This window comes from Halomonas sp. MES3-P3E (assembly GCF_002836035.1).
Taxonomy (GTDB): domain Bacteria; phylum Pseudomonadota; class Gammaproteobacteria; order Pseudomonadales; family Halomonadaceae; genus Vreelandella; species Vreelandella arctica.
Map to the genome: position 1 here is coordinate 171853 of NZ_PJBT01000185.1, position 26005 is coordinate 197857.

At 53.1% G+C, this 26005-nt stretch carries 28 protein-coding genes; 23 read left to right on the forward strand and 5 right to left on the reverse strand.

Annotated features, from left to right (window positions below):
* Positions 1-11: 11 nt before the first annotated feature.
* Entirely contained in the window at positions 12-995 is a 984-nt protein-coding gene (gene ygfZ, locus CXF87_RS15655) for a CAF17-like 4Fe-4S cluster assembly/insertion protein YgfZ (protein ID WP_101147256.1), read from the reverse strand.
* Positions 996-1168: 173 nt separating this feature from the next.
* Between ygfZ and CXF87_RS15660 the strand changes: the two genes are divergently transcribed.
* The 7 genes from CXF87_RS15660 to CXF87_RS15690 all read left to right on the forward strand — a co-directional run bounded on the left by CXF87_RS15660 (position 1169) and on the right by CXF87_RS15690 (position 8874).
* Positions 1169-1366, forward strand: coding sequence for a hypothetical protein (locus tag CXF87_RS15660; protein ID WP_101147257.1), 198 nt, complete (start codon positions 1169-1171; stop codon positions 1364-1366).
* Entirely contained in the window at positions 1366-1773 is a 408-nt protein-coding gene (locus CXF87_RS15665; RefSeq protein ID WP_101147258.1) for an OsmC family protein, read from the forward strand. Before CXF87_RS15660 ends, CXF87_RS15665 begins: the two co-directional genes overlap by 1 nt.
* Before the next feature lie 35 nt (positions 1774-1808).
* Positions 1809-3833, forward strand: a complete 2025-nt coding sequence (gene uvrB / locus CXF87_RS15670; protein WP_101147259.1) for an excinuclease ABC subunit UvrB — start codon at positions 1809-1811, stop codon at positions 3831-3833.
* A 4-nt stretch (positions 3834-3837) separates the two neighbouring features.
* Positions 3838-4659: an endonuclease VIII gene (nei, locus tag CXF87_RS15675; protein ID WP_101147260.1), complete on the forward strand. Its 822-nt coding sequence runs from the start codon at positions 3838-3840 to the stop codon at positions 4657-4659.
* Positions 4660-4878: 219 nt separating this feature from the next.
* Complete coding sequence (locus CXF87_RS15680) at positions 4879-6384, forward strand: fumarate hydratase (RefSeq protein WP_101147261.1); 1506 nt, start codon at positions 4879-4881, stop codon at positions 6382-6384.
* Between the two features lie 97 nt (positions 6385-6481).
* The gene (gene cls, locus CXF87_RS15685) at positions 6482-7900 is read left to right on the forward strand and encodes a cardiolipin synthase (protein WP_101147262.1); all 1419 of its coding nucleotides are present in this window, start codon (positions 6482-6484) and stop codon (positions 7898-7900) included.
* Between the two features lie 56 nt (positions 7901-7956).
* Entirely contained in the window at positions 7957-8874 is a 918-nt protein-coding gene (locus CXF87_RS15690) for a LysR substrate-binding domain-containing protein (protein WP_008957993.1), read from the forward strand.
* Positions 8875-8911: 37 nt separating this feature from the next.
* Here CXF87_RS15690 and CXF87_RS15695 read toward each other — a convergent pair whose 3' ends face one another.
* Positions 8912-10006 (reverse strand): bifunctional nicotinamide-nucleotide adenylyltransferase/Nudix hydroxylase, encoded by a 1095-nt coding sequence (locus CXF87_RS15695; RefSeq protein WP_101147263.1) that lies wholly within the window; start codon positions 10004-10006, stop codon positions 8912-8914.
* A gap of 143 nt (positions 10007-10149) precedes the next feature.
* Here CXF87_RS15695 and CXF87_RS15700 point away from each other — a divergent pair, with 143 nt between their 5' ends.
* Together CXF87_RS15700 and CXF87_RS15705 are read left to right on the forward strand one after the other, a co-directional pair.
* Positions 10150-11049, forward strand: a complete 900-nt coding sequence (locus tag CXF87_RS15700) for a YihY/virulence factor BrkB family protein (protein ID WP_101147264.1) — start codon at positions 10150-10152, stop codon at positions 11047-11049.
* A 27-nt stretch (positions 11050-11076) separates the two neighbouring features.
* Positions 11077-11352 (forward strand): acylphosphatase, encoded by a 276-nt coding sequence (locus tag CXF87_RS15705; RefSeq protein WP_101147265.1) that lies wholly within the window; start codon positions 11077-11079, stop codon positions 11350-11352.
* A gap of 48 nt (positions 11353-11400) precedes the next feature.
* Here CXF87_RS15705 and CXF87_RS15710 read toward each other — a convergent pair whose 3' ends face one another.
* Positions 11401-12339 carry a D-2-hydroxyacid dehydrogenase gene (locus CXF87_RS15710; protein ID WP_101147266.1) on the reverse strand — a complete coding sequence of 313 codons (939 nt, stop codon included), beginning with the start codon at positions 12337-12339 and terminating at the stop codon, positions 11401-11403.
* A gap of 236 nt (positions 12340-12575) precedes the next feature.
* Here CXF87_RS15710 and CXF87_RS15715 point away from each other — a divergent pair, with 236 nt between their 5' ends.
* From CXF87_RS15715 to CXF87_RS15775, 13 genes are all read left to right on the forward strand, one after another.
* Positions 12576-12875, forward strand: a complete 300-nt coding sequence (locus CXF87_RS15715; protein WP_008957987.1) for an FmdB family zinc ribbon protein — start codon at positions 12576-12578, stop codon at positions 12873-12875.
* A gap of 66 nt (positions 12876-12941) precedes the next feature.
* Positions 12942-14723 carry an aspartate--tRNA ligase gene (gene aspS, locus CXF87_RS15720; protein ID WP_101147267.1) on the forward strand — a complete coding sequence of 594 codons (1782 nt, stop codon included), beginning with the start codon at positions 12942-12944 and terminating at the stop codon, positions 14721-14723.
* A 76-nt stretch (positions 14724-14799) separates the two neighbouring features.
* On the forward strand, positions 14800-15363 hold the full coding sequence (gene ruvC / locus CXF87_RS15725) for a crossover junction endodeoxyribonuclease RuvC (RefSeq protein ID WP_101147268.1): 564 nt from the start codon (positions 14800-14802) through the stop codon (positions 15361-15363).
* Positions 15364-15475: 112 nt separating this feature from the next.
* Positions 15476-16084 (forward strand): Holliday junction branch migration protein RuvA, encoded by a 609-nt coding sequence (gene ruvA, locus CXF87_RS15730; RefSeq protein ID WP_008957984.1) that lies wholly within the window; start codon positions 15476-15478, stop codon positions 16082-16084.
* 67 nt (positions 16085-16151) lie between these two features.
* Positions 16152-17189 carry a Holliday junction branch migration DNA helicase RuvB gene (ruvB, locus tag CXF87_RS15735; protein WP_008957983.1) on the forward strand — a complete coding sequence of 346 codons (1038 nt, stop codon included), beginning with the start codon at positions 16152-16154 and terminating at the stop codon, positions 17187-17189.
* Complete coding sequence (ybgC, locus tag CXF87_RS15740; RefSeq protein WP_101147269.1) at positions 17186-17599, forward strand: tol-pal system-associated acyl-CoA thioesterase; 414 nt, start codon at positions 17186-17188, stop codon at positions 17597-17599. Before ruvB ends, ybgC begins: the two co-directional genes overlap by 4 nt.
* A gap of 58 nt (positions 17600-17657) precedes the next feature.
* Positions 17658-18353 (forward strand): protein TolQ, encoded by a 696-nt coding sequence (gene tolQ / locus CXF87_RS15745; RefSeq protein WP_008957981.1) that lies wholly within the window; start codon positions 17658-17660, stop codon positions 18351-18353.
* Positions 18354-18364: 11 nt separating this feature from the next.
* Positions 18365-18802, forward strand: coding sequence for a protein TolR (gene tolR / locus CXF87_RS15750; protein ID WP_008957980.1), 438 nt, complete (start codon positions 18365-18367; stop codon positions 18800-18802).
* A 13-nt stretch (positions 18803-18815) separates the two neighbouring features.
* Positions 18816-19931 carry a cell envelope integrity protein TolA gene (gene tolA / locus CXF87_RS15755; RefSeq protein ID WP_232774939.1) on the forward strand — a complete coding sequence of 372 codons (1116 nt, stop codon included), beginning with the start codon at positions 18816-18818 and terminating at the stop codon, positions 19929-19931.
* On the forward strand, positions 19931-21217 hold the full coding sequence (tolB, locus tag CXF87_RS15760; protein ID WP_008957978.1) for a Tol-Pal system beta propeller repeat protein TolB: 1287 nt from the start codon (positions 19931-19933) through the stop codon (positions 21215-21217). Before tolA ends, tolB begins: the two co-directional genes overlap by 1 nt.
* Before the next feature lie 54 nt (positions 21218-21271).
* The gene (pal, locus tag CXF87_RS15765; protein ID WP_008957977.1) at positions 21272-21817 is read left to right on the forward strand and encodes a peptidoglycan-associated lipoprotein Pal; all 546 of its coding nucleotides are present in this window, start codon (positions 21272-21274) and stop codon (positions 21815-21817) included.
* Positions 21818-21897: 80 nt separating this feature from the next.
* On the forward strand, positions 21898-22698 hold the full coding sequence (gene ybgF / locus CXF87_RS15770; RefSeq protein ID WP_008957976.1) for a tol-pal system protein YbgF: 801 nt from the start codon (positions 21898-21900) through the stop codon (positions 22696-22698).
* A gap of 44 nt (positions 22699-22742) precedes the next feature.
* Positions 22743-23504: a YciK family oxidoreductase gene (locus CXF87_RS15775; RefSeq protein WP_101147271.1), complete on the forward strand. Its 762-nt coding sequence runs from the start codon at positions 22743-22745 to the stop codon at positions 23502-23504.
* A gap of 47 nt (positions 23505-23551) precedes the next feature.
* Here CXF87_RS15775 and CXF87_RS15780 read toward each other — a convergent pair whose 3' ends face one another.
* Positions 23552-24220, reverse strand: coding sequence for an HAD-IA family hydrolase (locus CXF87_RS15780; protein ID WP_008957974.1), 669 nt, complete (start codon positions 24218-24220; stop codon positions 23552-23554).
* A complete protein-coding gene (ubiG, locus tag CXF87_RS15785) occupies positions 24221-24964 on the reverse strand; it encodes a bifunctional 2-polyprenyl-6-hydroxyphenol methylase/3-demethylubiquinol 3-O-methyltransferase UbiG (RefSeq protein WP_008957973.1) in 744 nt (247 codons plus the stop codon).
* 148 nt (positions 24965-25112) lie between these two features.
* On the opposite strand from ubiG, the gene galU reads away from it, so the two are divergent.
* Positions 25113-26003: a UTP--glucose-1-phosphate uridylyltransferase GalU gene (galU, locus tag CXF87_RS15790; RefSeq protein ID WP_008957972.1), complete on the forward strand. Its 891-nt coding sequence runs from the start codon at positions 25113-25115 to the stop codon at positions 26001-26003.
* Positions 26004-26005 lie beyond the last annotated feature (2 nt).

The following is a 26005-nucleotide window of genomic DNA, read 5'->3' on the forward strand; positions in this document are numbered from 1 at the left end:
AGGCGGAAAGGCTAGTTATTAAGGCCAACCGCCAGCTGTTCGGGGTCAACTCGCTCAATCGTATAGGGTAATGGTAGTAAAGTGGCTGGCGCCCCTGCGAGAAATACGGGCACTGTTTCTTCCACGACCTTGGTACTCATTACTGCAAGCAGCTCGACGCCGCCTTGCTCGTTAAAGGCGCTGACCACGACTTCGCCCACCGCTTTATCGTCACCGTTCGTCAGGCTGGCGCCTACCTCGGGTAGCGCTTCGGATAGTGCTTGCGCCTCTACGCTAATATGCATCAGACGCTTTTTAACCTGACCGCGAAAGTGGGCGCGGGCGACGACTTCCTGGCCGGTATAGCAGCCTTTCTTGAAGCTAATCCCGCCCAACGCTTCCCAGTTAAGCATTTGCGGTAAAAAGTGATCCTTCTGCGCATCGGTCAACCACGCCAAGCCACTGCGAATATCCTCAAGCTGCCATGCGTTACGGTCTTCGTCGTCGTCCTGGAACGATATTTCGTCGCCATGGATATCGTGATCGAAACACAATAGCCAACGCGGTGTCTTACCTGGGTAGCGCAGCGCACAGAGCTGATCATTGTTGCTGTGAGTGCCAACCTGCTCTGGGAATTGCAGGCCAAGTTGGTCAGCGAGTGACTGGACGCCCTCATCGGTGCCGATGAACGTAAGGTTAGGCAGTGCCGTCAGTTCGGCCTTATAGAAGGCGGCGAATTTTTTAAGATGGTTGGCTAAACTATCTAACAGGGTGCTGCTTAGTAGCAGCCGAAAATGGTTTTCCCCCATGCGCAGCAACTGAGCATTGGCTAACATGCGGCCCTTAGGTGTGCAAAAACAGGTCAGCGGCGCAAAGTATCCATCGGCTAGGCTGACTTGGGCGCTAGTCTGGCCTTGAAGGAACTTTTCTGCATCGGCGCCTTTCACATCCAGCGCGGCTAAGTGAGTAAGGCGGACGCTGCCAAGGGCGGAATTGCGTGAGGTAACGGTCGCCATAAAAACTCCTGATCAAAGTGGTGATTTGTCAGCCATTCTAAGCTTGCGGACAAATGAGTGTGCACGTATTGCCTTTAAGTGCGGGCAGACGGCATTAATTGCAAGGCACTATTAGCGTGCTAGACTCTTTCCCTCGTAGGAGTCTTGCATTGGCCAATAGGCAGGGAAATGGTATGGCGCAGCAATCATTAACATTTCAGGGTGTTAAATCGGTCGAGCAGGTTAACAAAATTACCACAGCACTCATGATGCTGGACGGCGTTGACAGCGCCGAGGTGGGCCGCCATGGGGCTGATGTCGATGGACGTGCAAAGCGTGAAGCGCTGATTAACGCCATTGAAAAACTCAAGCTAGGCATCAAGGTATCCTAATGCACATACCTATTACCGTCATTAGTGAGCGCAACCATGCCTTTAGGCAGCGTGTTGAAGTCGATGGTCTGGAAGATTTGTATGCCGATGTACCGCCAGTGGTTGGTGGCGAGGGCAGTGCCCCTGATCCGCACGACTATTTCGATATCGCCTTGGGCACGTGTAAAGCAATTACCGTGCAAATGTACGCCAAGCGTAAGGGATGGCCACTTGAAGGAGTGACCGTCACTGTGCAACGCGATGATGGTCAGGAACGAAAAGGTATTTACAGACTGGGTGTCGCTTTAACACTGCACGGCATTAATGACCCTGAGCAGCGCGCCAGGCTAGAAGAAATCAGCCATCGTTGTCCCATTCAGCGTTTGATGACCGAGTCCACGGTTGAGATAGAGACACGTCTTGTTTAGTTACCCTTAAAATAGTTTTCCTTTTTGGAGCATCGATGAGCAAAGCCTTTCGATTACAGTCAAAATTTCAGCCTGCCGGTGACCAGCCCGCCGCCATTAAAGGGCTGATTGGTGGCCTGGAATCAGGGCTTGCCCATCAAACGCTGCTAGGCGTTACCGGCTCGGGCAAAACTTTCACCATGGCCAACATCGTCGAACAGCAGCAGCGCCCGACCATTGTAATGGCGCCTAACAAAACCCTTGCTGCCCAGCTTTACGGTGAGTTCAAGGCGTTTTTCCCGGATAACGCGGTAGAGTATTTCGTTTCCTACTACGACTACTATCAGCCGGAAGCCTATGTGCCTTCGTCTGATACGTTTATCGAGAAAGATGCCTCCATCAATGATCACATTGAGCAGATGCGCCTCTCGGCCACTAAGGCACTGCTGGAGCGCCGGGATGCGCTGATTGTGGTGTCGGTGTCAGCCATTTACGGTTTGGGTGACCCGGATCAGTATCTAAAGATGCGCCTCCATTTTACCCGTGGTGAACTGATCGACCAGCGCGCCTTCCTGCGTCGCCTGGCCGAGCTGCAATACACCCGTAATGATATGGACTTTCGGCGCGGCACCTACCGGGTGCGTGGTGATGTGATCGATATCTTCCCCGCTGACTCCGATGAAGAGGCGGTGCGCGTGGAGCTGTTCGATAGCGAGATCGATACGATTCGGTTGTTCGACCCGTTGACCGGTGCCGTTAAGGGCGAGGTGCCGCGTATGACCATCTACCCTAAATCGCACTACGTGACGCCGCGGGAAACCATCCTAAGCGCCATTGATGCCATTAAAGAAGAGCTCAAACAGCGTCTTGAGTGGATGCGCAAGCATGAGCGCCTAGTCGAAGCGCAACGACTAGAGCAGCGCACGCTTTATGACATTGAAATGATGCTGGAATTGGGCTATTGCAACGGTATTGAAAACTACTCCCGCTATCTATCAGGGCGTGCGCCCGGCGAGCCACCGCCGACATTTTTTGATTACCTGCCCGATGATGCACTGCTGTTTATTGATGAGTCGCATGTCAGCGTGCCCCAAGTGGGCGGCATGTATAAAGGTGACCGTTCGCGCAAAGAAACATTGGTGGAGTACGGTTTTCGGCTGCCTTCAGCGCTTGATAACCGACCCATGAAGTTTGAGGAGTGGGAGGCGATTTCCCCGCAGACTATCTTTGTCTCCGCCACCCCTGGGCGCTATGAGGGCGAACACGCCAGTCAAATCGTTGAGCAAGTGGTACGGCCTACCGGTCTGTTGGACCCTGAAATCGAGGTGCGCCCGGCCAGCACCCAGGTAGATGATTTGCTCTCAGAAATTGGTCTGCGTACCGCCGTAGGTGAGCGGGTACTGGTCACTACGTTAACCAAACGCATGGCGGAGGACCTGACCGAGTACTTTGACGAGCACGGTATAAGGGTTCGTTACCTGCACTCGGATATCGATACCGTTGAGCGTGTCGAGATCATACGCGACCTACGTTTGGGTAAGTTTGATGTGCTGGTGGGCATTAACCTGTTGCGTGAAGGGTTGGATATTCCCGAAGTCTCGCTGGTAGCTATTTTAGACGCCGATAAAGAGGGCTTTTTACGTGCGGAGCGCTCGCTGATACAGACCATTGGCCGGGCTGCCCGTAACGCGCACGGCAAGGCGATTCTGTATGGCGACCGCATTACTGACTCGATGCGCAAAGCCATTGATGAAACCGAGCGTCGGCGAGCGAAGCAGACTGAGCACAATCTAGAGCATGGCATTACGCCGACGACGATAACGCGCTCGGTGTCCGATATTCTGGAAGCCGCCCAAGCACCGGGCAAAAAGAACAGCCGTCGGCGCGGCAGTGAACGCAAAGTGGCGGAAAGCGCCGCTGAATATGATGTGTCCACCATGAATAAGCATGATCTGCTGGGCGCGATCAGCAAGCTTGAGGATGCCATGTTCGAAGCAGCGCAAAACCTGGAGTTTGAAGAGGCGGCGCGGCTACGCGATCAGCTCCATCAAATGAAAGAAAAACAGCTGGCGCTGGGCTAGCGGTATGCCAGAAGGGCCAGAGATTCGTCGGGCGGCCGATCGTGTTCAGCAGCAGATAGGCGGGCGGGTAATTGACAAAGCTTGGTTCGCCTTTCCCGAGCTTTCCAGCCAAGCAGACTCTTTCACTGGTGTTCAGGTGTCCCGGGTAGAGACGCGTGGCAAAGCAATGCTGATCCGGTTTGCTGATGAGCGGGTGCTTTATTCACATAATCAACTCTATGGGGTTTGGAAGCTGCATAGCGAGGATAAACCTCCCGCCACAAAGCGCACGTTACGCGTTCGTTTGACGGCAGAAGGGCGCTGCGCAAGTCTTTACAGCGCTTCCGATATCTCGCTTTTGCATCGCGATAATCTCGCCGAGCACCCATTTTTGGCCCGTTTAGGGCCTGATTTATTGAGCCAGGATGTAACCCCCGCCGATGTTCTGCAGCGGTTAACTCTCAAGCAGTTTCACCGGCGAAGTTTGGGCGCACTGTTGCTCGATCAAGGATTAGTGGCAGGGCTCGGCAATTATCTGCGCTCTGAAATCTTATTCTTTACCCAGTTGCCAGCCAGCGCTCGGCCGGTAGATCTCACCACCCATCAACAACAATCGCTTGCGCACGCTATTATCGAAACAACTCGGCAAGCGTACCAAACCGCAGGCGTGACTAATCGAGAGGCCTGGATTGAACAGGCTAAAGCAGCCGGTGAGTCACGTAGGCAGTGGCGTTTTGCGGTGTTCGATCGCGCTGGTCTTGAGTGCCACCGCTGTGGTGCGGTGATCGAGCGCCGGATGGTGGGATCGCGAAGGCTCTACTATTGCCCGCATTGCCAAGGCAGTTAATAGCTTCGATGAGTCAATACCGCGCTTTATTGAGTATTTATACCGTTATCTTGATTGCTGCTAGCAATAACTAAAGTACTAATTTCTGAACCCAAGACGCTACCAAGGAGTGCTGCTGCCGACAGGGCAATACGGTATACTGGCGTCACGCTAAGACGGCACTTGCGCCGATACGCAAGAATGCCGCTGACTAGACGATAACCTAGGAGCTGTTAGTCCATGACCGTGATTCGCCAGGACGACGTTATTCAAAGCGTTGCCGATGCTCTGCAGTACATCTCTTACTATCATCCTAAAGATTTTATTGACGCCATGGCGGCCGCCTACGAGCGTGAAGAGAACCCCGCTGCTAAAGACGCTATTGCGCAAATTCTGATTAACTCGCGTATGTGCGCCACCGGGCATCGCCCGATTTGCCAGGACACCGGCATCGTCACCGTGTTTGTTCACGTGGGTATGAACGTTACCTGGGAAGCGGACATGAGCCTTGACGACATGGTCAACGAAGGTGTTCGTCGCGCTTATTTACTGCCCGATAATGTCCTACGTGCCTCGGTGCTAGCGGATCCTGACGGCAAGCGGGCCAACACCAAAGACAACACGCCGGCCATTATTCACCACCAAATTGTGCCTGGCGACACTGTCGATATTCACGTGGCTGCGAAGGGCGGTGGTAGTGAAGCCAAGTCTAAATTTGCCATGCTTAATCCTTCCGACAGCGTCGTCGATTGGGTAATGGAACAGCTGCCGAAGATGGGCGCAGGCTGGTGTCCGCCCGGTATGCTGGGCATTGGCATCGGCGGCACCGCTGAAAAAGCGATGATGATTGCCAAAGAAGCGCTACTGGATCCCATCGATATTCAGGATTTACAGGCCCGCGGGCCCAGTAATCGCGCCGAAGAGATACGCCTAGAACTGTTTGATAAGGTCAACAAAAGCGGCATCGGTGCTCAAGGGTTAGGCGGCTTAACCACCGTGCTGGATATTAAAGTAAAAGACTATCCGACCCATGCCGCCAATAAGCCTGTAGCGATTATTCCCAATTGCGCAGCAACCCGTCATGCCCACTTCACCTTGGATGGTTCAGGCCCTGCGGCGTTAAAAGCACCGAAGCTTGAGGACTGGCCGGAAATCACTCGCGAAGCAGGCGATAACGTCAAGCGGGTCAATCTTGACACCGTAACGCCCGCTGAGGTCAAAACCTGGCAGCCAGGCGATACGCTACTGCTGAACGGCAAGCTGTTAACCGGCCGTGACGCTGCTCATAAGCGTATGGTGGATATGTTAGCCAAAGGTGAGCCGCTACCTGTAGATATGAAAGGGCGCTTCATTTATTACGTGGGCCCGGTTGATCCAATCGGTGATGAGGTAGTGGGGCCCGCAGGCCCAACGACTGCCACGCGAATGGATAAATTTACCCGCACCATGCTAGAAGATACTGGCCTGTTAGGTATGGTAGGAAAAGCAGAGCGTGGCCAAACCGCCATTGACGCGATTCGTGACAATGAGGCGGTGTACTTAATGGCGGTAGGGGGCTCAGCTTATTTGGTCGCGCAAGCGATTAAAAAATCCCGAGTCGTCGGCTTTGAAGATTTAGGCATGGAAGCGATCTACGAATTTGAGGTCGAAGATATGCCGGTGACGGTTGCTGTTGATAGTCTGGGCACATCAGTGCATCAAACCGGGCCTGCGAAGTGGAAAGAGATTATCGCTCAGTCGGCGTAACAGAATGATAAGATTGATTAGGCTTTGAACGCTTAGGTTTTTAAGCGCATAAGGGCCTCGCTGACGGCGAGGCCCTTGCTTTTATGAGGACGTGGCTATGACCTCCTGGTTGCTAGGGACCAGCATCTTATTGATACACTTATTGGGTATCGTTTCGGCCATTATGGCGTTAATGTCCAGTCGCACCTCTCAAGGGGCTGTGGCATGGATCATATCGTTGCTTACGTTTCCCTATGTCGCGCTTCCTGCTTACTGGTTCTTTGGACGACCAAGATTTTATGGCTATGTGTCTGCTCGGGGGCAGCGTGACACTGTGCTACGCCGTGTGCTGGTACGTTACCGTGCCAATGTAGAGCCTTTTGTGGCACCCTCGAGTAATGCGGATATTCAAGCGGTTGAGCAGCTTGCCATGATGCCCTTAACCCATGGTAATCACGCCACGTTATTAATCGACGGCCCCGCGACCTTTGAAAGCCTTTTTGATGGCATTGATCGTGCCGAACAGTATGTATTGATACAGTTTTTTATTGTTCGCAGCGATGCCCTGGGGCAGCGCTTGAAACAGCATTTACAACGCGCTGCCCAGCGTGGCGTGCGTGTCTATTTCCTCTACGATGAGGTAGGAAGTCGTCAATTAAACGATGGTTACCTAAATGATTTAATCAGCGATGGGGTGGCCGTCAGTGCTTTTCGCTCATCAAGGGGCTTCAAACACCGCTTTCAGCTTAACTTCCGGAATCATCGCAAAGTAACAGTCATTGATGGCAAAGAGGGTTGGATAGGGGGCTTTAATATTGGGGTTGAATATTTAGGCGAAGATCCTCGGCATGGCCCCTGGCGTGACACCCACCTAAAGCTTGAAGGACCCAGTGTCTTAGGCCTGCAAGAAGCGTTTTGGGAAGATTGGCACTGGGCTACCGATGAGGTGATTAGCCTGAACTGGATGGCTGAAACGTCTTCTTCAACTGATCATCATGTTGTTATTGTGCCCTCTGGGCCTGCAGATCGTCAGGATACTGCCAGCCTGCTGGTACAACAGGTTATTCATAGCGCAAAACAGCGCCTATGGGTGACCAGTCCTTACTTTGTTCCTGACCAAGGGGTTCAGGATGCACTGCGACTTGCAGCCATGCGCGGGGTAGATGTACGCGTCATGATTCCCGAACGACCAGATCACTTATTGGTTTTCCTATCCGCCTTCTCGTTTTTACCGGATATGTTAAGAGCAGGTGTAAAAATATACCGTTATCTTCCTGGGTTTTTACATCAAAAAGTAATGCTTGTAGATAGCAGTGCAGCCACGGTTGGCACTGTAAATCTGGATAACCGTTCATTTCGGTTAAATTTTGAAATAACTGCTTTTATTCCAAACCAAGACTTTGCTGCCAGCGTGGAAAGTATGCTGGAAAATGACTTTTCACAATGCCGCCGGGTCAGCATTGATGAAATCAACCAGCGCTCAATGTGGATGAAAGTCGTATCACGTGCTGCCTATTTAATGGCGCCCGTCCAATAGACCGCAAAATAGGAAAACAATATGCGTGCACAAAGGGTGAGACAAGGAGTCCCGGGGTGAATCTCGAAACAAAATGGCTAGAAGATTTCGTAGCACTCGCCAGCACACGCAGCTTCTCTGCGTCAGCACGACAGCGCCACGTAACGCAGCCTGCATTTAGTCGTCGCATTCGTGCACTGGAGCAGGCTGTGGATGTCACTCTTGTCGATCGATCAACTACCCCTGTTGGGCTAACACCGGAAGGGCAGCTGTTTTTGGTTACCGCCCGTAATTTGGTCGAACAGTTAAACGAATCGCTTAGTCATTTGCGCGGCCTTTCGATTGCCAATGAAGCGTTGGATATCGTCGCCGCTCACTCCCTGGCATTAAGCTTTTATCCGCCCTGGATCTCCCGTTTACAACAGGGCTTAGGCGAATTGCCGACACGCCTAGTGGCAATGAACGTAGGTGAGGCGATACATGTGCTACGTGAAGGCAATTGCGATTTAATGCTGGCTTATTACGATCCCTTTGCCACCATGCAGCTCGATGCCGAAGTGTTTCCCTCCTTCTCGATCGGTAAGGTCAATATGCTGCCTGTCTCGCTGCCGGATGCACAGGGAAAAGCCAAATTTTCCCTTCAGCATGACACTTCCATCCCTTACCTTTCCTATACGCAGGGTGCATTTTTGGGGCGCAGTGTGCGTATGCTGCTGAAGAATGATCCGCTACGTATGAAGCTGCGTACCGTGTATGAAACGGCCATGGCCGAAGGCCTGAAAGGGATGGTGCTGCAAGGGGTAGGCGTTGCCTGGATACCGGATTTCTGTATTCGTGAGGAATTGAAAAGCGGCCGCTTGGTCAGGGCGGGCGACCCGAGCTGGGACATTCCCTTAGAAATTCGCTTATACCGCTGCTCAATGGTGCATAAGCCCGGCGTGGAGCGTTTATGGCGGCAAATGATGAAATTACCCAGGGATTTCCTGCAAGCATGAACGTCCCAAGCGATTGCCGCCCTAATTCCTGGAATTTCTAGCTGCTTCCAAAATCGGCAGGCAGGCCTAGAAAATTCTGAATAATAAAAAAGTGGTCTTCAAACAGGCTCTCAGGTTCAAGGTCTGCAAGTGCTACCCAGCGCGCATGATCTCCCCCTTTAACAGGTTTTAAGCGAGGCAGCTGTTGGTCTGGGCGCAACGCAAAGTAGAAAGCTTCTGCCAAAGTGCGCCCCCGCCAACTGCGGTGGGGTTCATCAAACAGACGCTGGCCACGCAGTGACCCCTTAAGCACAGGCTCGGGGACTTTTAATCGCAACCGTTCGCGCAGTTCACGCAAACAGGCATCGAGTAAACGCTCATGAGGGTTAATAAATCCGCCTGGCAGGGCGTAAAGCCCTTTACCCGGTGCCGCCATACGCCGTACCAGCAATACATGACCCGACTGCACCACGACAGCATTTACTGTGACAAAAATAGGCGGGTAGGGGGCATGAGCCCACGCCTGACGGTATTGATCCAATAACTGCTGCTCTTCCAACAGGCGCTTATAGGCGCTGACGTGGCAAAACTTCTTTACACTTTCGACAACGCCAGGGGGCAGGTCGTGGTAAGCCCCCGTACTTAAGTAGTCATCGGTGGAGCTGGGCGAACGGAACAGGCGCTCTCGAATTTGACTCGCTGAAATCCCTTCTACCGACGGCACGCTGACCGACTCCCATTGAGGGAATAGCGACAGGTAGTAGCTAGACTGCCCGCGGCTGGCTCCAATCAAACCAATGCGTGGTAGGCGGGCATTGGCAGGGGCGGCTAAATCACGCACTTTGCGCTGAACATCGCGCACCCAGACATCATCATTGTAGAGTGCGTCCAGTAGCGGGGTAATCTCTAAGCGTCGATTATCAGCCTCATCAAACCCTGAGCGGAGCATGGTTTGACGTTCGTCAAATCGCCACGGGTTACGCAATGAGCGTGCTTGCCACGCAGACCCCACCAGTACAATCACTTGCCGCGCGCGTTTTAGTGCTTCTCGAATAATCGCCAAGTGGCCAAGGTGAGGCGGTTGAAAGCGACCAATAAACACCAAACAGTCGAAATCGCAGGCGGTTGTAGAGCGCGCAATATCGGTGGCCATCCAAGCTTCCTTTTGGTTTGGTGATATTAGGGGGTCAACGTACCAGAAAACTGCGCTAAACGCTGTGGTTAGGTATGCTAGAAAAAATAGGCTATTGATTACGTTTAAAATTGGCCTTAGTACCAACGACACAGGGAGTGGATATGATAAAACGTGCGGCTAATTTTTGGTGGAAAGTCACCCAAGACGCCACCGCATTATGGCTGGAACGTAATGCGTTTAGCTATGCGGCTTCGCTCGCGTTTTATACGCTTTTCTCACTGGCACCCACGATTATTATTGCAGTCACTGTCATCGGTGTTGTGATGGGAGAAGAGGCCGCTCAGGGACAAATAGTCGCTCAACTACAAGGCACTTTAGGCACGGATGCCGCCGTCGCGATTCAAGAAGCCGTTGCTCAATCCAGAATCGAAGAGTCTGGCCTTTTGCCCACGCTATTAGGTGTCGGCGCGCTTGTGGTAGGCGCCACCACTGTTTTTGCGCAAATGCAGTTTTCACTCAATACGATTTGGGGCGTGACAGCCAAGCCAACCTCTAACAGTGCGTTAAGGTTTATCAAAAGCCGCTTGCTCTCGCTGACTGTAGTGCTGTCTATTGGATTTATACTGCTAGTGTCATTAGTGCTAGGGGTTGTGTTACGTGGCATGCTGCTTGCGGCGGACAATCTATTCCCATTCGCTAGCCTGTTTACTACTACCCTTGAGTCGCTCATCTCTGTCGCCATGGTGACCCTCCTATTTGCGACTATTTTTAAGGTGCTTCCGGACGTGGTGCTGCGCTGGCAAGATGTGTTGATTGGTGCCGTTGTTACCGCCGTACTATTTACGCTCGGCCGCAGCGTGATCGCGATCTATCTGGCTTATACGGCGACAGCGTCTACCTATGGTGCTGCCGGTTCAGTGGTAATGATCTTACTATGGGTCTACTACAGTTCGCTGATACTGTTGTTCGGCGCGGCATTTACACGCTCCTTACTACTACGCCGTGGTCGTCCACTGGTACCGCGTAATAGCGCAGTGCTAATTAAGCATGAGTTTGTGTAATAGTGTGTATGGTACGAGGAGGAAAGGATGACTGACTGCTGTGTACGTGCCTTGGTCACTGGTAAAGTGCAAGGTGTCTGGTATCGCCGTGCTACTCAAGAGAAAGCGCTTCAGCAGAGCCTTACCGGTTACGCTAAAAACCTGCCTGATGGGCGTGTCGAAGTGTTGATGTGTGGCCACTCCGATGCCATCAAGCTGCTGAGCGAGTGGCTATGGCAAGGCCCGGAGGGCGCGCAAGTTACCCACGTCGAACTTGAGGTTTTGGATAATTGCCACGCCCCTAGCCATTTTGCTACGCACTAGGGCCTAAGAAGGCCCTAGTGCTATCACATAATGCGCTAATACTTTTATTTAAGCACTTTTCCATTCACGGATATTATTCGCCGTCAGGCTGACAATATTCTGGCGTGCTTCCGGTGTAATCCAGGCGTTGTGGGGTGTTACGATTAAGTTGAGCGGCTCGTTAAGTGCATCGAGCAGTGGATGGCCGTCTCTGGGCGGTTCTGCAGGCAGTACATCAACGCCCAAGCCGCCCAGCTTGCCACTGCGCAGCGCCTCTAGTGCAGCGACTTCGTCGATAACTCCGCCGCGGGCGCAGTTGATCAGCAGTAGTGATGGCTTTGCACTGGTCAGACGCTGTCGATTAATCAAATGCTTAGTAGCGTCACTAAGCGGGCAATGTAGGCTGATCACATCTGCTTCTGGGAGCAGGTCATCCAGCGCAGGACGCTTATCATTGGCTTCATTGCCCGGCCTGGCGGCGAAGGTCACGCGCATGCCAAACGCCTCCGCTAGGCGTGCCACTTCTGTGCCTAGCTCACCTTGCCCCACCATGACTAAATGTTTATCTGACAACTGCAGTGTCGGGTAGTCTTGCAAACAGAAAAAGGCGCTACGCTGCCATTCGCCTGCCGCGACATCACGCTGATAAAGCGGAAGCCGATTGGCTAATGTCAGCATCAGCATCAAGGTATGCTGAGAAACACTGGCGGTGCCGTAAGCCGCGACGTTTTTAACCTCGATATTCTGCTCTTTTGCCGTTTCAAGATCGATATTATTAAGCCCCGTAGCGAGCACACATATCAGCCTGAGTTTAGGCAACTGCTGTAACGTTTCAGCGTCAAGTACCACCTTGTTAACAATGGCGATATCGGCATCCGCTAGGCGTTCAAGTGCTTGCTGGGTGGTACTTTGCTCAAACACCTCAAGGTGTGTGACTGACTCTCTAATAGCGCTTAAGTTGATCCCTGGGCCGAGGCTTTGCGCGTCCAGTATTACTGCATGAGACATTTTATTCTCTCCATTAACTGCCGAAGGCTGCATAACCTTGCTCGGCAGGGGTCACAAAAGGGTATAATGGCGGCGCTTATCAACCGCAGCCTTGGAATTTATCCCGACTGGCCACATATTGGCAGCTTGGCAGCGTTTGTGTTCGCCACTGTTCTTTTCTTTCAGCACTTGGTCTTACCGGACTAGGTCTGTCAGTACTGAATCTGTCAGGGTTGAACTTTTTAGGAGCCAATAACATGCCCATCTATGAATATGAGTGCAAGGCCTGTGGCCATCGCCTGGAAAAATTGCAAAAAATTAGTGCCGATCCGTTGAAGGATTGCCCTACATGCCAAAGCGATGGCTTGGAACGGCTGGTCTCGGCCGCGGGTTTCCGCTTGGCCGGCGGTGGTTGGTACGAAACCGATTTCAAAACGGGTAGCAAAAAGAATCTGGTTGCTGATGGTAAAACTGCCTCCACAGAGACCGCTAAATCAAGTGATTCCAGTGCTACTCCCAAGAGCGTTACTCCCAGTGACAAAGGCGCCGCAGCATAACTGCGGCAGTCAGGGTCGGGGACGCCCGCGACACATTAATTGCCACGTAACAGAACAGGATTTGACATGCGCAGCCATTATTGCGGCCAGCTAAACGAAACTTTGGTGGATCAAACGGTTACGGTATGCGGATGGGTTCATCGCCGCCGCGACCACGGTGGGGTCATTTTCCTCGACATGCGCGATCGCGATGGCATCGCTCAGTTCGTGGTCGATCCTGATACCGCCGAGGCGTTCGCCACTGCCGACCGTGCCCGCAGTGAGTATGTCCTGCGTATCACTGGACGTGTTCGGCTGCGCCCTGAAGGTACTCAAAACGCCACCATGCCCACAGGCATGATTGAAATATTGGCGAAAGAGGTCGAAGTACTCAACACTGCGATTACACCGCCTTTCCAACTGGATGAGCATGGCAAGGTAGGCGAAGAGGTGCGCTTAAAGCACCGTTATATCGACCTTCGCCGTCCGGACATGATTGAGAAGCTACGCCTGCGTTCGAGCATTTCTCACAACGTACGTGCTTATCTCGAAAGCCAGGGCTTCCTGGATATCGAAACACCGGTACTCACGCGTGCCACGCCTGAAGGTGCCCGCGATTACTTGGTGCCAAGCCGTACCCACGCGGGAAGTTTCTTTGCGCTGCCCCAGTCACCACAGCTCTTTAAGCAGCTGTTGATGGTGGCCGGTTTTGACCGCTATTACCAAATCGCAAAGTGCTTCCGCGATGAAGATCTGCGCGCCGACCGTCAGCCTGAGTTCACTCAGATTGATATTGAAGCGTCGTTTGTGGAAGAGAGCGATATCATGGGCATTACTGAATCCATGATTCGTCAGCTATTCCAGGACGTGTTAAAAGCCGAACTACCTGAATTTCCGCGCATGACTTGGCAGGAAGCAATGGATCGCTTTGGCTCTGATAAGCCGGATCTGCGCATCCCGCTTGAATTGACTGATGTCGACGATCTGATGCAGCAAGTCGATTTCAAAGTTTTCTCTGGCCCGGCCAGCGCGGATGATGGTCGTGTAGCGGCGCTGAAAGTACCCGGTGGCGCTAAGCTGTCGCGTAAAGAGATCGACGAATACACCAAGTTTGTCGGCATCTACGGTGCCAAGGGCTTGGCGTGGATCAAGGTCAACGAGCGCGCTAAAGGACTTGAGGGTCTGCAGTCGCCGATCGTTAAGTTCATGGAAAATATCGTTGAAGAGTTGCTCGATCGGGTAGGCGCTGAAGATGGCGATATCATCTTCTTTGGTGCAGATAAAACCCGTATCGTCAACGAAGCCATTGGCGCGCTGCGCGTCAAACTGGGCGCTGACCTTGAGCTCTACACTCAGGAATGGGCACCGCTGTGGGTAGTCGACTTCCCGATGTTTGAAGCTGACGACAATGGCCGCCTCAGCCCGCTTCACCACCCCTTTACCGCGCCTTCTTGCAGCCCGGAAGAGCTAAAGGCCGACCCAGCGAGCGCACTTTCGCGCGCTTACGATATGGTGCTCAACGGTACCGAATTGGGCGGCGGCTCTATTCGTATCCACGACCAAACCATGCAGAGCACCGTTTTCGAGATCCTCGGCATTGGTGAAGTAGAAGCTCAAGAAAAATTCGGCTTCTTGCTGGATGCGCTTCAGTACGGCGCGCCGCCCCATGGTGGCTTAGCCTTTGGTTTGGACCGCCTCGTCATGCTGATGGTGGGTGCTAAGACTATTCGTGAAGTCATCGCCTTCCCGAAAACCCAAAGCGCTGCTTGCTTAATGACGAATGCCCCAGGCGAAGTCAGTCCTGAACAGTTAAAAGATTTAAACATCCGTCTACGCCAGAAGGCCAAGCCGGAAACAGCCACCGAATAACGTGGTTGGTTAAGTGCCTAACACCGACGCTCCGGCGTCGGTGTTTTTGTATAAAGCCCCAACGAGTGTCGACGACATGGATGAGAAAAAGCCTGCTAATCCTGTCCGTATCCTGGGTATTGACCCAGGGTCACGCGTGACAGGGTATGGGGTAATCGACGTGGTCGGTGTGAAGCCCTGCTACGTGGCAAGTGGTTGTATTCGCACGGCGGAAGGGGCGCTAGAACAACGACTGGCACAGATTTATGCCGGTCTTAGCGAAGTCGTCGGTTTGCATCGGCCCAACCAAGTGGCTATTGAGCGTGTCTTTATGGCCAAAAACCCTGATTCGGCGCTCAAGCTGGGCCAAGCGCGGGGGGCGGCGCTTGTCTGCATGGCCAATCATGGATTGAGCCTTGCCGAGTACGCCGCGCGGCAGATTAAACAGGCGGTGACAGGCCAGGGCGGCGCGGACAAAGAGCAAGTCCAGCATATGGTGACCGCTATTCTGCAGCTTTCTGCTACTCCCCAGGCTGATGCCGCGGATGCATTAGCGATTGCGTTAACGCATGCCTTTAGTGGTTCTGTCTTTAGCAGCCATGGCCTACCCGCCGCGCCAACGCGGGCCCGTCGTCGCTCCACAGGCCGCTGGCGGCTGTAACGGTTACTCTGCGTGTGGCTGAACTACTGGTCACCTGTACAGAGTCGCTTTATAGTAAACGTCTGTTTTCACCCTCTTGTTTTATTATTTCAACACCTGTGCGAGCGACTTTATGATTGGACGTCTAAGTGGCCAGTTACTGGCAAAGCAACCTCCCTGGATTGTTATCGACGTTCATGGTGTAGGCTATGAGCTGGAAACCTCGATGAATACGCTGGTAGCACTGCCTGCCGTCGGTGAAAGCGTTTCATTATTTACTCATCTAACAATTCGTGACGATGCTCATTTGCTATATGGGTTTGGTAGAGAGCATGAACGAGCGCTTTTCCGCGCGCTGATCAAAGTCAATGGGGTGGGGCCCAAGCTGGCGTTAGCGATTTTATCAGGTATGGATGAAGACGCCTTTATGCGCTGTGTGCGTGATGATGACAGCAAGGCGTTGACAACACTGCCGGGGGTGGGCAAGAAAACCGCCGAGCGGCTGATTATCGAAATGCGTGACCGCTTCCCCGAGTGGGAAGATGGCAGTAACGCACTACTGCCTCTAGAGGCCGCTAATGGCCGAGCATCCGCCCGTGATAGCCTTGCCGATGCAGAAGCCGCCTTAGTCAGCTTGGGGTACAAGCTGACTGAGGCATCGAAAATGCTCGCCGACATTGACCCTAATCAGTCCACCGAAGCACTGATTAAAGCCGCGCTCACCCAACGCATGAGCGGCTAAGCGAGCTCGCATTAGCAAACGTCAATTCGACGCTGTCATTTTGTAATCGTTATTAAGAAGAGCACTTATGCTAGAACACGATCGGCTGATCGCCGCTGAGCCCGAACAGGGGGAGGGGCGCATTGATTACGCAATTCGCCCTAAGCGACTGGATGACTATATTGGCCAGCCGCGTGTCCGCGAGCAGTTGGAAATCTTTATTGGCGCCGCACGGCTGCGTGAAGAGAGCCTGGACCACACGTTGGTATTTGGCCCGCCTGGGTTAGGTAAAACGACACTTGCGCATATTATTGCCACCGAGATGGGGGTCGGAATGAAGTCGACCTCTGGCCCGGTGTTGGAGCGGGCGGGGGATCTCGCTGCCATGCTGACCAATCTTGAGCCTGGCGATGTGCTTTTTATCGATGAAATTCATCGTCTTTCGCCGGTGGTCGAAGAAGTGCTATACCCGGCCATGGAAGATTTTCAGCTGGATATCATGATTGGCGAGGGTCCGGCTGCGCGCTCTATCAAGCTGGATTTGCCCCGCTTTACCCTGGTGGGGGCGACGACGCGGGCAGGTTTATTGACCTCTCCACTGCGCGACCGGTTTGGCATCGTTCAGCGGCTTGAGTTTTATAATCTTGAAGAGCTAACTGAAATTGTTTCGCGCTCGGCGCGCCTGTTGGGGGTTGAAACTAGCCACGACGGCGCGATTGAAATCGCCCGCCGTTCCCGCGGTACGCCACGAATCGCTAATCGGCTATTACGCCGTGTGCGTGATTACGCTGAAATGAAAGGCAACGGTGTGGTCGATGTCGCCATAGCCGATGCTGCCCTCAATATGCTCAATGTGGACCACCACGGCCTGGATCATATGGATCGACGGTTACTGCTGGCCATGATCGACAAATTTGACGGCGGGCCGGTGGGCATTGACTCGCTCGCCGCTGCTATCAGTGAAGAACGTGACACCATTGAAGATGTGATTGAGCCCTATCTGATTCAACAGGGCCTAATGATGCGTACACCACGCGGGCGTGTCGTGACCCGCCAAGCGTGGCTGCACTTTGAACGTGTGCCCCACGAGCAGGCGACCGACATGGAAGGGGAGCGCCGTCCGTGAGTGATTTGGCTAACGATAGTTATCGCCTGCCGCTGCGTGTTTATATGGAAGATACTGACGCAGGCGGCATTGTCTACTACGTTAACTACTTGAAGTTTATGGAACGGGCGCGTAGCGAATGGCTACGCCAATTGGACCTAAATCAGCAAACGCTGCTAGACGAAGGCACGCAGCTAGTGGTATACCGCTTGGCCTGTCACTATGCGAAACCGGCTTGCCTCGATGACATGCTGGAGATTAGTACTCATGTCACCGACATTGGTCGCTGTCGAATGACATTTGAACAGCAAGTTTGGCGTAATGAGGAACTCCTCTGCTCAGCGACAGTCGAGATAGCCTGCTTGAGCGTCGAGCGTATGCGACCTAAAGCATGGCCAGAATCGCTTAATAGTTTGATCCGGGCCTCTTAACCAAGAGGTCATTCACTGCGTCGGCAATACCGACCCTAATAGATTGATGAGGGCACCTGTGAACGATAACACCATGTCCATTCCCCACTTAATAATGAATGCCAGCACCGTGGTGCAGCTGGTTATGTTGCTACTGTTGGTGGGGTCGATCCTCTCTTGGGTGGTGATTTTCCAGCGTAGTATTGCAATGCGTCGTGCCAAGCAAGAGTACAACCAGTTTGAGGAGTCTTTTTGGTCGGGTGTCGACTTAAATGAACTCTACCGTGAAATCCCCGCTGATGATCCACGCCATGGTGCCGAGCATATTTTTCAAGCAGGGTTTCGCGAGTTTAACCGCTTAATGCCTAAAACCCGGGATGCAGATACCGTATTGGAAGGCGTGCAACGCAGCATGCGCGTTGCCTGGTCACGTGAAGAAGATCGTCTAACCCAACATCTGGTGTTTCTGGCGACGGTTGCGTCTGCCAGCCCCTATATCGGTCTTTTCGGTACCGTATGGGGCATCATGGGGTCATTCCAAGCGCTGTCACTGACCCAACAAGCGACGCTCGCAACGGTTGCTCCCTGGATTGCTGAAGCATTGATCGCGACGGCCATGGGTCTGTTTGCGGCTATCCCAGCGGTCATTTTTTATAACCGCTTGTCCAATACATCTTCTCGCTTACTCGGTAAATATGAAGATTTTGCCGAGGAGTTCCACGCTATCCTGCACCGTAATTTGCAAGGTCGTGATGGCAAGCCAAGCGCGAGTTAAGGGAGACAGCCATGCAAGGACCTTTCAATCGCAGCGGTAAAGGCAAACCAATGGCGGAGATCAATGTGGTCCCTTTCATTGACGTCATGCTGGTGCTGCTCGTTGTGTTTATGATTACGGCGCCCATGTTAACCCAGGGCGTACAAGTTGAATTGCCGCAAGTCACCTCTCAGCCTATAGAGACGCAGGAAGATAATGACCCCATTGTCATTTCTGTTGATAGCGAGGGTGGGTATTTCATCACATTGGGGGAAGACTCCAACTCAGTCTCGCTGGATGAGATGGCCGCGCGGGTAACCACGATTTTAGAGCGACGTCCCGGCACGCCAGTAATGGTGCGTGGTGACCGCAATGTGGCCTATGGACAAATTGTTGTCTTGATGAGCACATTACAAGGTGCTGGTGTGGCTAACGTGGGGCTGCTTTCTGAGCCGCCGCAAGATGGGTAAGGGCAACGCGCACATGGCAGTAAATACTCCGCGTGATCCTCAAGATGTCGGCTATAAGTGGCCGACTGTGCTGGCGATAACTGTGCACGTTGCGATTGTCGTGTTTAGCTTAATCAGTTTGCCGACCCGCAACGCAGAGCCCGATAGCTCTTCGATTGTTCAAGCAACGCTGGTGAGTACAGAGACCTTTACCGACCAGGCTCAGCAGGCAACGGAACAACAAGCGGCGATGAATGCACCGGCTGAAGCGCCTACTGAGCCCGATGCACCAGCAGAGCCGTCGGCCAGTGAGCAGCAAGCCGCCGCCGAACAGCAAGCGGCCGAAGAAGCTGCCCAGCAGGCAGCCGAAGAGGAAGCGCAAGCATTAGAAGCCGCGCGAGAGGCAGCTGAAGCAGAGGCAGAGCGCCGGGCTCAAGAAGCGACAGAGCAGGCTGAGCAACAAGCCGCTGAGGCTGCTGAACGCGAGGCCGAGGCGGAAGCCGCTGCTGAGCGTCAACGTGAAGTCGAAGAGGCGCGCCGCCAGCAAGAGGCTGCCGAGCAGCAACGCCAGGAGGAGGCAGAAGCCGAACGTGCGCGTGAAGCGGCAGAGCAGCAGCGCCAGGAAGAAGCAGAAGCCGAGCGTCAACGTGAAGCCGAAGAAGAGCGGCTTCGTGAAGAGGAGGCGGCCCAGCGAGAGCGAGAGGCGGAAGCTCAGCGTCAACGTGAGGCAGAAGAGCAGCAGCGCCGAGAAGCCGAAGCAGAGCGCCAACGCCAGGCTGCAGAAGCCGCAGAGGAGGCTATGCAACGACAGCTGGCGGGTGAGGCAGAAGCCGCGGCCAATGCTCAGCAGGCTGAGCAGGCAGCCAATAGCTTTATCAATATTGTCCGTCGCGCTGTTGAGCAGGCGTGGTTGATTCCTGCCGGTGCAAGTGATTCGATGAGTGCTACCCTACAAGTGAGGCTAGGACCGTCTGGAGAAGTATTGGCAACATCGATCGTGACATCCAGCGGCGATAGTGCTTTTGACCGGTCTGTGATGCAGGCCGTGGAACATGCTGCACCGTTTGGTGAATTGAGAGATTTACCAGCCGATCAGCAGCGTAATTTACGTCAGTTTAATCTGCGATTTACCCCGGGGGATGTTCGCTGATGCAAAGCTTGAGCAAAGTGTGGTTGTTCTGTGTGCTGCTGCTAGTCAGCAGTGTAGCGAGTGCCAATTTAACCATTGAAATCACGCGTGGCAGCGATCAAGCGCTGCCTATCGGCGTAGTACCGTTCGCAGGTTCAGACGGAATGCCCGAAGATGTTGCGCAGATTGTCCAGGATGACCTTGAGCGTAGTGGCTATTTTGATCCGCTAGAGCGTAGCGCGATGTTTGAACAGCCCAATCAATCTGACGATGTTCAATTCGATACTTGGCGTTCATTAGACGTACGCTACTTAGTCGTAGGTAGGGCAGAACAGACCAACGGCGGTTTTGAAATACAGTTTGAGCTGATGGATATTAGCGGTCAGCGCCGGATGATTGGTGAAACCGTGACGGTGAGAGGCAATGACTTACGCGGTGCCGCTCACTATATCAGTGACCAAATCTTTGAAGCGATTACTGATATTCGTGGTGCGTTTTCAACTAAAATTGCCTATGTCACCGCACAGGGTATTGGTGACAACATGCAGTTCGGCCTGTACGTTGCCGACGCCGATGGACGTCGCAGTGAGCAAGTATTGACCTCTGACGAACCCATTATGTCGCCCGCATGGTCACCGGATGGCACAAAGCTTGCTTATGTCTCGTTTGAAACTGAGCGCCCAGCTATCTATATTCAAGATGTAGCAACAGGCCAGCGGATAAAAGCAACGTCATTTGATGGTATCAATGGCGCGCCAGCGTGGTCACCTGATGGCCGTCGTATCGCGATGTCTCTCTCCAAAGACGGCCAGCCAGAAATCTATATTATGGATGTGGCTAACCGCTCAGTAGAGCGTATTACCAATAACAACAGCATTGATACTGAGCCTGCTTGGGCACCCGATGGTCGTAGCTTGCTGTTTACCTCTGATCGTAGTGGTGGCCCTCAGCTTTACCAGTATGCAATGGGGGGAGGAGAAGCCGAACGCTTGACGTTTACGGGTAATTACAATGCGCGCGGTCGCTACTCACCAGATGGCGAACAGATATTCTTGATCCACCGTTCAAGCAATGGCTATCAAGTGGCAAAGCAAGATCTAAGCGGTAACCGCTTGGTCGTACTTAGTGAATCAACAAGAGATGAATCTCCTAGTGTTGCGCCGAACGGGACCATGGTAATCTTCGCTACCCAACAGGGTAATAGTGGGGTGCTAAGTGCTGTTTCTGCCGATGGCCGCTCATCCTTTAGACTGCCATCAGCACAGGGCGATGTACGTGACCCAGCTTGGTCACCCTTCTTAAATTGATCGACACATCTGATTTACATCGAAATTTTTAGTTTTCAGGCAAGGAGTCTGATTATGCAACTTAAACCGTTGGCTCGCTCATTAGCAGCAGCGCTATCTATCGTGGTAATCGCTGGCTGTTCCAGCACCGGCGGAACCCAGGACGGTGACTCGTACGGTAGCCAGGATGGCAGTACTACCGGTTCCAGCACCTCTGGTACAGGTACGGGAAGTCAATATGGTTCTTCCTCAGGCTCTGGTTCTAGCTCAGGCCAGCAGGCTGATTCGCGTATTCCAGAAGTACGCACTATCTATTTCGATTACGACCGAGATACGATCAAAAGCGAATATGAGTCTGTCGTAATGTCGCATGCACGTTACTTGCGTGCCAACCCGAGCGCTCAGGTGGTTCTGCATGGGCATACGGATGAGCGTGGCACTCGTGAATACAACATGGCGCTGGGTGAGCGTCGTGCTAATGCTGTAGAGCGCTTCCTGAACATTCAGGGTGTGTCTCCTTCACAAATGAGCGTTGTCAGCTATGGTGAAGAGCGCCCGGCCGTTAATGGTCAAGACGAGAGCGCCTACTCGCAGAACCGTCGTGTTGTATTTAACTACTGAGCATTTAACGATTGAATGCTTAACCACTGATGAATTCGGCGTGCGGCTTATCGCACGCCGTTTACGTCTACGGAGTCATTATGAATCACAGTCTCAAGCGTTACGTTGAGAGGCTGTGCGGTGCGGGAGCCTTAGCGCTCCCGCTGTCCGTATTGCCTTTAATGGCCGTCGCTCAACAGCCGCTCGTCCAAGATCTTTCTAACTCTGACGCTTCCAGCAGCAGCTTCTATCAGCAGACGCAGCGTCAGGAAGCCTCCAGCGGTAATTTGGTGTTATTTAACCAGGTGCAGGAGCATCAGCAGGAAATCCAGCAACTGCGCGGTCAGATTGAAGAGTTGCGTCACCAGTTAGAGCAGCTACGTCGTCAATCACAGCAGCAGTATCTCGATATTGAAGACAGGCTAATGAGCAGTGGGCCAACGCAGATTGAGCAATCAACCCCAGCGGTTGAGCCTGAAGCTGCCGAGGAAGTGGTTAACGCCCCCTCTACTCGCAATGTCAGTGAGGATGCGCAAGCCGATTACCAGGCGGCCTTTGCACATGTTCAAGCACGCCGTTTTGAGGAAGCTATCGCGGCGTTTGAAACCTTTGTCAATGATCATCCTGATACCAGTTTAACGGCCAATGGCCACTATTGGCTGGGTGAGTTGTATTCAGCTGAAGGTGAATTGGACGCTGCTGACCAGGCGTTTAGCCGCGTCATTGACGAGTATAGCGGTAGCAGCAAAGTACCTGATGCGATCTATAAGTTAGGTTTAGTAAAAGCGCGTCAAGGCGAAGCGGAACGTAGCCGTGAGCTACTTGAGCGAGTGCGTGACGACTACCCGCAAAGCAGTGCCGCGGGCCTTGCCAGTGACTTTTTACGCCAGTCAGCAAGTTAAATTTTGCTCTTAATCGCTTCTAAGAATAGTTTCAAGGAATCAGCATGAGCTGCAAGATCGACTATCAACCAGCGCCCAACCTATTGGAAAATCGCATCGTGTTGGTAACCGGCGCAGGAGACGGGATTGGCCGTGCGGCAGCATTAAGCTATGCCCAGCATGGGGCCACCGTGATTCTATTGGGGCGCACCATTGCCAAATTAGAGCGTGTTTACGACGAAATAGAAGCGGCAGGCGGGCCTCAGCCTGCGATTTTCCCACTCAATTTTGAAGGCGCTACGCTCAAAGATTTTCATGATATGGCCGAAACGCTGGATCAGGAGTTTGGCCGCTTAGATGGCCTGTTACATAACGCTGGGCTATTAGGTCGCATTACGCCATTTGAGCAATATAACCCTGAGCTATGGCAGCAGGTGATGCAGGTCAATATCAATGGGCCTATCTGGATGACCCAAGCGTTATTGCCACTACTGCAACAGTCTGAAGATGCCTCGGTAATCTTCACTTCCTCTAGCGTTGGTCGTAAAGGGCGAGCCTACTGGGGGGCTTATTCCGTCTCTAAATTTGCCACTGAAGGCTTTGCCGACGTATTGGCTGATGAGCTGAATAATCAGGCACATATTCGGGTGAATTCACTTAACCCAGGCGCCACACGCACCCAAATGCGGCGTACGGCGTTTCCCGGTGAAGACCCCTTCACACTACGTACGCCGGAAGAGATTATGCCGACCTACCTGTGGCTAATGGGGCCAGACAGCGCAGGCACCAGCGGGCAAAAGCTAGATGCCCAACCTCCCCGCACATAACCGTTTGTTTTGAAAAACGCGTCGATGCCCCCCGCCATCATGCTTGTCTAGAGCTTGAACTCGCCTAGGGCATCGACCAGCGCTGCACACTCTTCAAACCAAATGTCAGCTGGCCACTGTTGGTAGTCATCCTCTTCGCTGATATAGCCATAGCCAACCGCGACGGCGGTCATGCCGGCGGCGACGGCGGCCTCCATATCACGCACATGGTCACCGATGTACCAGCAATGTTTAGGGTCAACGCCAAGCCGGCGGGCAGCTTCCCAAAGCGGTTCAGGCGCTGGCTTTTTAACGCTTAGATCATCCGCACATAGCAATGCGCCAGGCTGCAGCAGCAGAGCTTCTAGTAGCGGTAAGGTATAGCGGCGCGGTTTATTGGTGACAATCCCCCACGGCCGCTGATCGCCATGCCACTCTTGTAGCCACACATCCAGCGGCGAGAAAACCCGGCTGTGTACCGCTACGGCTTGCTCATAAGCATCAAGCAGAAACTGGCGTGCTTGAGTGTGTCCATCAGCAGAGGCCTCTAAGCCCAGCGCTAGTGTAACCAGCGCACTGCCGCCATTAGATACTTGGCGGCGAATTACCTCAAAGGGTAGCGGCGCTAACCCATGGTGAGCACGCAGCGCATTGGTCGCTTCTGCCAAATCGGGGGCCGTATCTACCAACGTTCCGTCCAGGTCGAACAGTATTGCTTGAGGCGCTTGCATCGACATTTAATCGCTTACCTTGCGGCAGTACATCATGTAATTGACCGAAACATCATGGCTGACCAAGCGGTAGTGGCGGGTAAGCGGGTTGTAGGTCAGTCCCGTCTGTTCACGCACTTCTAAACCGCTGTGACGAGACCAAGCCGCCATTTCTGAAGGGCGAATAAATTTTGCATAATTATGCGTGCCTCGTGGCAGCAGTTTAAGCACATATTCGGCGCCTAAAATAGCGAACGCGTATGACTTAGCAGTCCGGTTCAACGTAGAGAAAAACACATAACCACCCGGGCGTACGAGGGCGCTGCAAGCACGAATGACGGAGGCAGGGTCCGGTACGTGCTCCAGCATTTCCATGCAAGTCACCACATCATAAAAACCAGGCTTCTGAACGGCCATGGCCTCCACGCTGATATGTTGGTAATCAACTTTTACGCCACGCTCTTCTGCGTGCAATCGGGCCACTGCTAACGGCGCTTCACCGAGATCAATGCCCGTCACCGTAGCACCACGGTGAGCCATCGATTCGCTTAAAATACCGCCGCCGCAGCCTACATCGAGCACTTTTTTACCCGCCAACCCCGCACGCGCATCAATAAAGTCAAGACGTAAGGGATTAATATCATGAAGGGGTTTGAATTCACCCTGCGGATCCCACCAGCGGCTAGCAAGAGCCTCAAATTTGGCGACTTCTGCTGCATCGACATTGTCTTGATAGTGATGAGCAATGCTATCCTGTGGTGTCGCTTGCATAGTGTGACTCCCATAACTTTTGAACATTTAGCAAAATATTGACGTGTAGCCACTTGTTCGCCGTTGCGAGGTGGTATCCATCCACGCCTTCAGTATTATGGACATTCTAACCACTCCTGTGTCGGAACGCATGAAAAGGACCTCTTCTATGATTCGTAAAGCCGTACTTCCTGTTGCTGGGTTTGGTACTCGCTGCTTGCCAGCGTCGAAGGCTATTCCCAAGGAGATGATTACGATTGTCGATAGGCCGGTGATCCAGTATGTCGTTGAAGAGGCAATTGCCGCTGGTATCCGGGAGATTGTGCTGGTCACCAGTAGCAATAAAAGCGCTATCGAAAACCACTTCGATACCCATGCTGAGCTGGAAGCTAGCTTGGAAAAAAAGGGAAAGCATGAGCTTCTGACAATGTTGCGCAATTTAGTGCCTGACGACGTCAGCATTATTAGCATTCGTCAGGGCGTGCCGTTAGGGCTAGGCCATGCAGTGCTCTGTGCCCGCCCCATCCTTGGCGACGATGAACCTTTTGCGGTGCTATTGCCCGATGTGTTGGTCGATAACAGTGCCAACTCAGCAACGGACTTGGCCGGTATGTTAGCGGCCTATGATCAGCAGCAAACGGCGCAATTGATGGTGGAAGAGGTCGCCTGGGAGCAGGTGGAAAAATATGGCATCGTGGCGCCAGCAGGGGATGTGCCCGCTGCAAACGAGTCAGCCGATTTAGCCGGCATGGTGGAAAAACCCAAGCGTGATGCTGCACCCTCGAATTTAGCGGTCATAGGCCGTTATGCGCTACCAGGCCATATTTTCTCCATATTAGAAAAAACACCGCCCGGTGCCGGTGGTGAAATTCAGTTGACCGATGCGCTGGAAACACTACGAGAACAGTCCGGCGTCCAGGCATATCGTATGCAAGGGGTTACCTACGACTGTGGGCAGCCCTTAGGTTACCTTGAAGCCACACTCGCCTACGCACGCCGTCATCCTGAGTTTGGAGAAGCTTTCCAAACCCTGCTGTCACGTTACCACCAGGGGGAGTAACG

Bases quoted from the DNA above. Each gene is read 5' to 3' on its own strand.
- ygfZ (WP_101147256.1), bottom strand. From the start codon at position 995: ATGGCGACCGTTACCTCACGCAATTCCGCCCTTGGCAGCGTCCGCCTT.
- CXF87_RS15660 (WP_101147257.1), top strand. From the start codon at position 1,169: ATGGCGCAGCAATCATTAACATTTCAGGGTGTTAAATCGGTCGAGCAG.
- CXF87_RS15665 (WP_101147258.1), top strand. From the start codon at position 1,366: ATGCACATACCTATTACCGTCATTAGTGAGCGCAACCATGCCTTTAGG.
- uvrB (WP_101147259.1), top strand. From the start codon at position 1,809: ATGAGCAAAGCCTTTCGATTACAGTCAAAATTTCAGCCTGCCGGTGAC.
- nei (WP_101147260.1), top strand. From the start codon at position 3,838: ATGCCAGAAGGGCCAGAGATTCGTCGGGCGGCCGATCGTGTTCAGCAG.
- CXF87_RS15680 (WP_101147261.1), top strand. From the start codon at position 4,879: ATGACCGTGATTCGCCAGGACGACGTTATTCAAAGCGTTGCCGATGCT.
- cls (WP_101147262.1), top strand. From the start codon at position 6,482: ATGACCTCCTGGTTGCTAGGGACCAGCATCTTATTGATACACTTATTG.
- CXF87_RS15695 (WP_101147263.1), bottom strand. From the start codon at position 10,006: ATGGCCACCGATATTGCGCGCTCTACAACCGCCTGCGATTTCGACTGT.
- CXF87_RS15700 (WP_101147264.1), top strand. From the start codon at position 10,150: ATGATAAAACGTGCGGCTAATTTTTGGTGGAAAGTCACCCAAGACGCC.
- CXF87_RS15705 (WP_101147265.1), top strand. From the start codon at position 11,077: ATGACTGACTGCTGTGTACGTGCCTTGGTCACTGGTAAAGTGCAAGGT.
- CXF87_RS15710 (WP_101147266.1), bottom strand. From the start codon at position 12,339: ATGTCTCATGCAGTAATACTGGACGCGCAAAGCCTCGGCCCAGGGATC.
- CXF87_RS15715 (WP_008957987.1), top strand. From the start codon at position 12,576: ATGCCCATCTATGAATATGAGTGCAAGGCCTGTGGCCATCGCCTGGAA.
- aspS (WP_101147267.1), top strand. From the start codon at position 12,942: ATGCGCAGCCATTATTGCGGCCAGCTAAACGAAACTTTGGTGGATCAA.
- ruvC (WP_101147268.1), top strand. From the start codon at position 14,800: ATGGATGAGAAAAAGCCTGCTAATCCTGTCCGTATCCTGGGTATTGAC.
- ruvA (WP_008957984.1), top strand. From the start codon at position 15,476: ATGATTGGACGTCTAAGTGGCCAGTTACTGGCAAAGCAACCTCCCTGG.
- ruvB (WP_008957983.1), top strand. From the start codon at position 16,152: ATGCTAGAACACGATCGGCTGATCGCCGCTGAGCCCGAACAGGGGGAG.
- tolR (WP_008957980.1), top strand. From the start codon at position 18,365: ATGCAAGGACCTTTCAATCGCAGCGGTAAAGGCAAACCAATGGCGGAG.
- tolA (WP_232774939.1), top strand. From the start codon at position 18,816: ATGGCAGTAAATACTCCGCGTGATCCTCAAGATGTCGGCTATAAGTGG.
- tolB (WP_008957978.1), top strand. From the start codon at position 19,931: ATGCAAAGCTTGAGCAAAGTGTGGTTGTTCTGTGTGCTGCTGCTAGTC.
- pal (WP_008957977.1), top strand. From the start codon at position 21,272: ATGCAACTTAAACCGTTGGCTCGCTCATTAGCAGCAGCGCTATCTATC.
- ybgF (WP_008957976.1), top strand. From the start codon at position 21,898: ATGAATCACAGTCTCAAGCGTTACGTTGAGAGGCTGTGCGGTGCGGGA.
- CXF87_RS15775 (WP_101147271.1), top strand. From the start codon at position 22,743: ATGAGCTGCAAGATCGACTATCAACCAGCGCCCAACCTATTGGAAAAT.
- CXF87_RS15780 (WP_008957974.1), bottom strand. From the start codon at position 24,220: ATGTCGATGCAAGCGCCTCAAGCAATACTGTTCGACCTGGACGGAACG.
- ubiG (WP_008957973.1), bottom strand. From the start codon at position 24,964: ATGCAAGCGACACCACAGGATAGCATTGCTCATCACTATCAAGACAAT.
- galU (WP_008957972.1), top strand. From the start codon at position 25,113: ATGATTCGTAAAGCCGTACTTCCTGTTGCTGGGTTTGGTACTCGCTGC.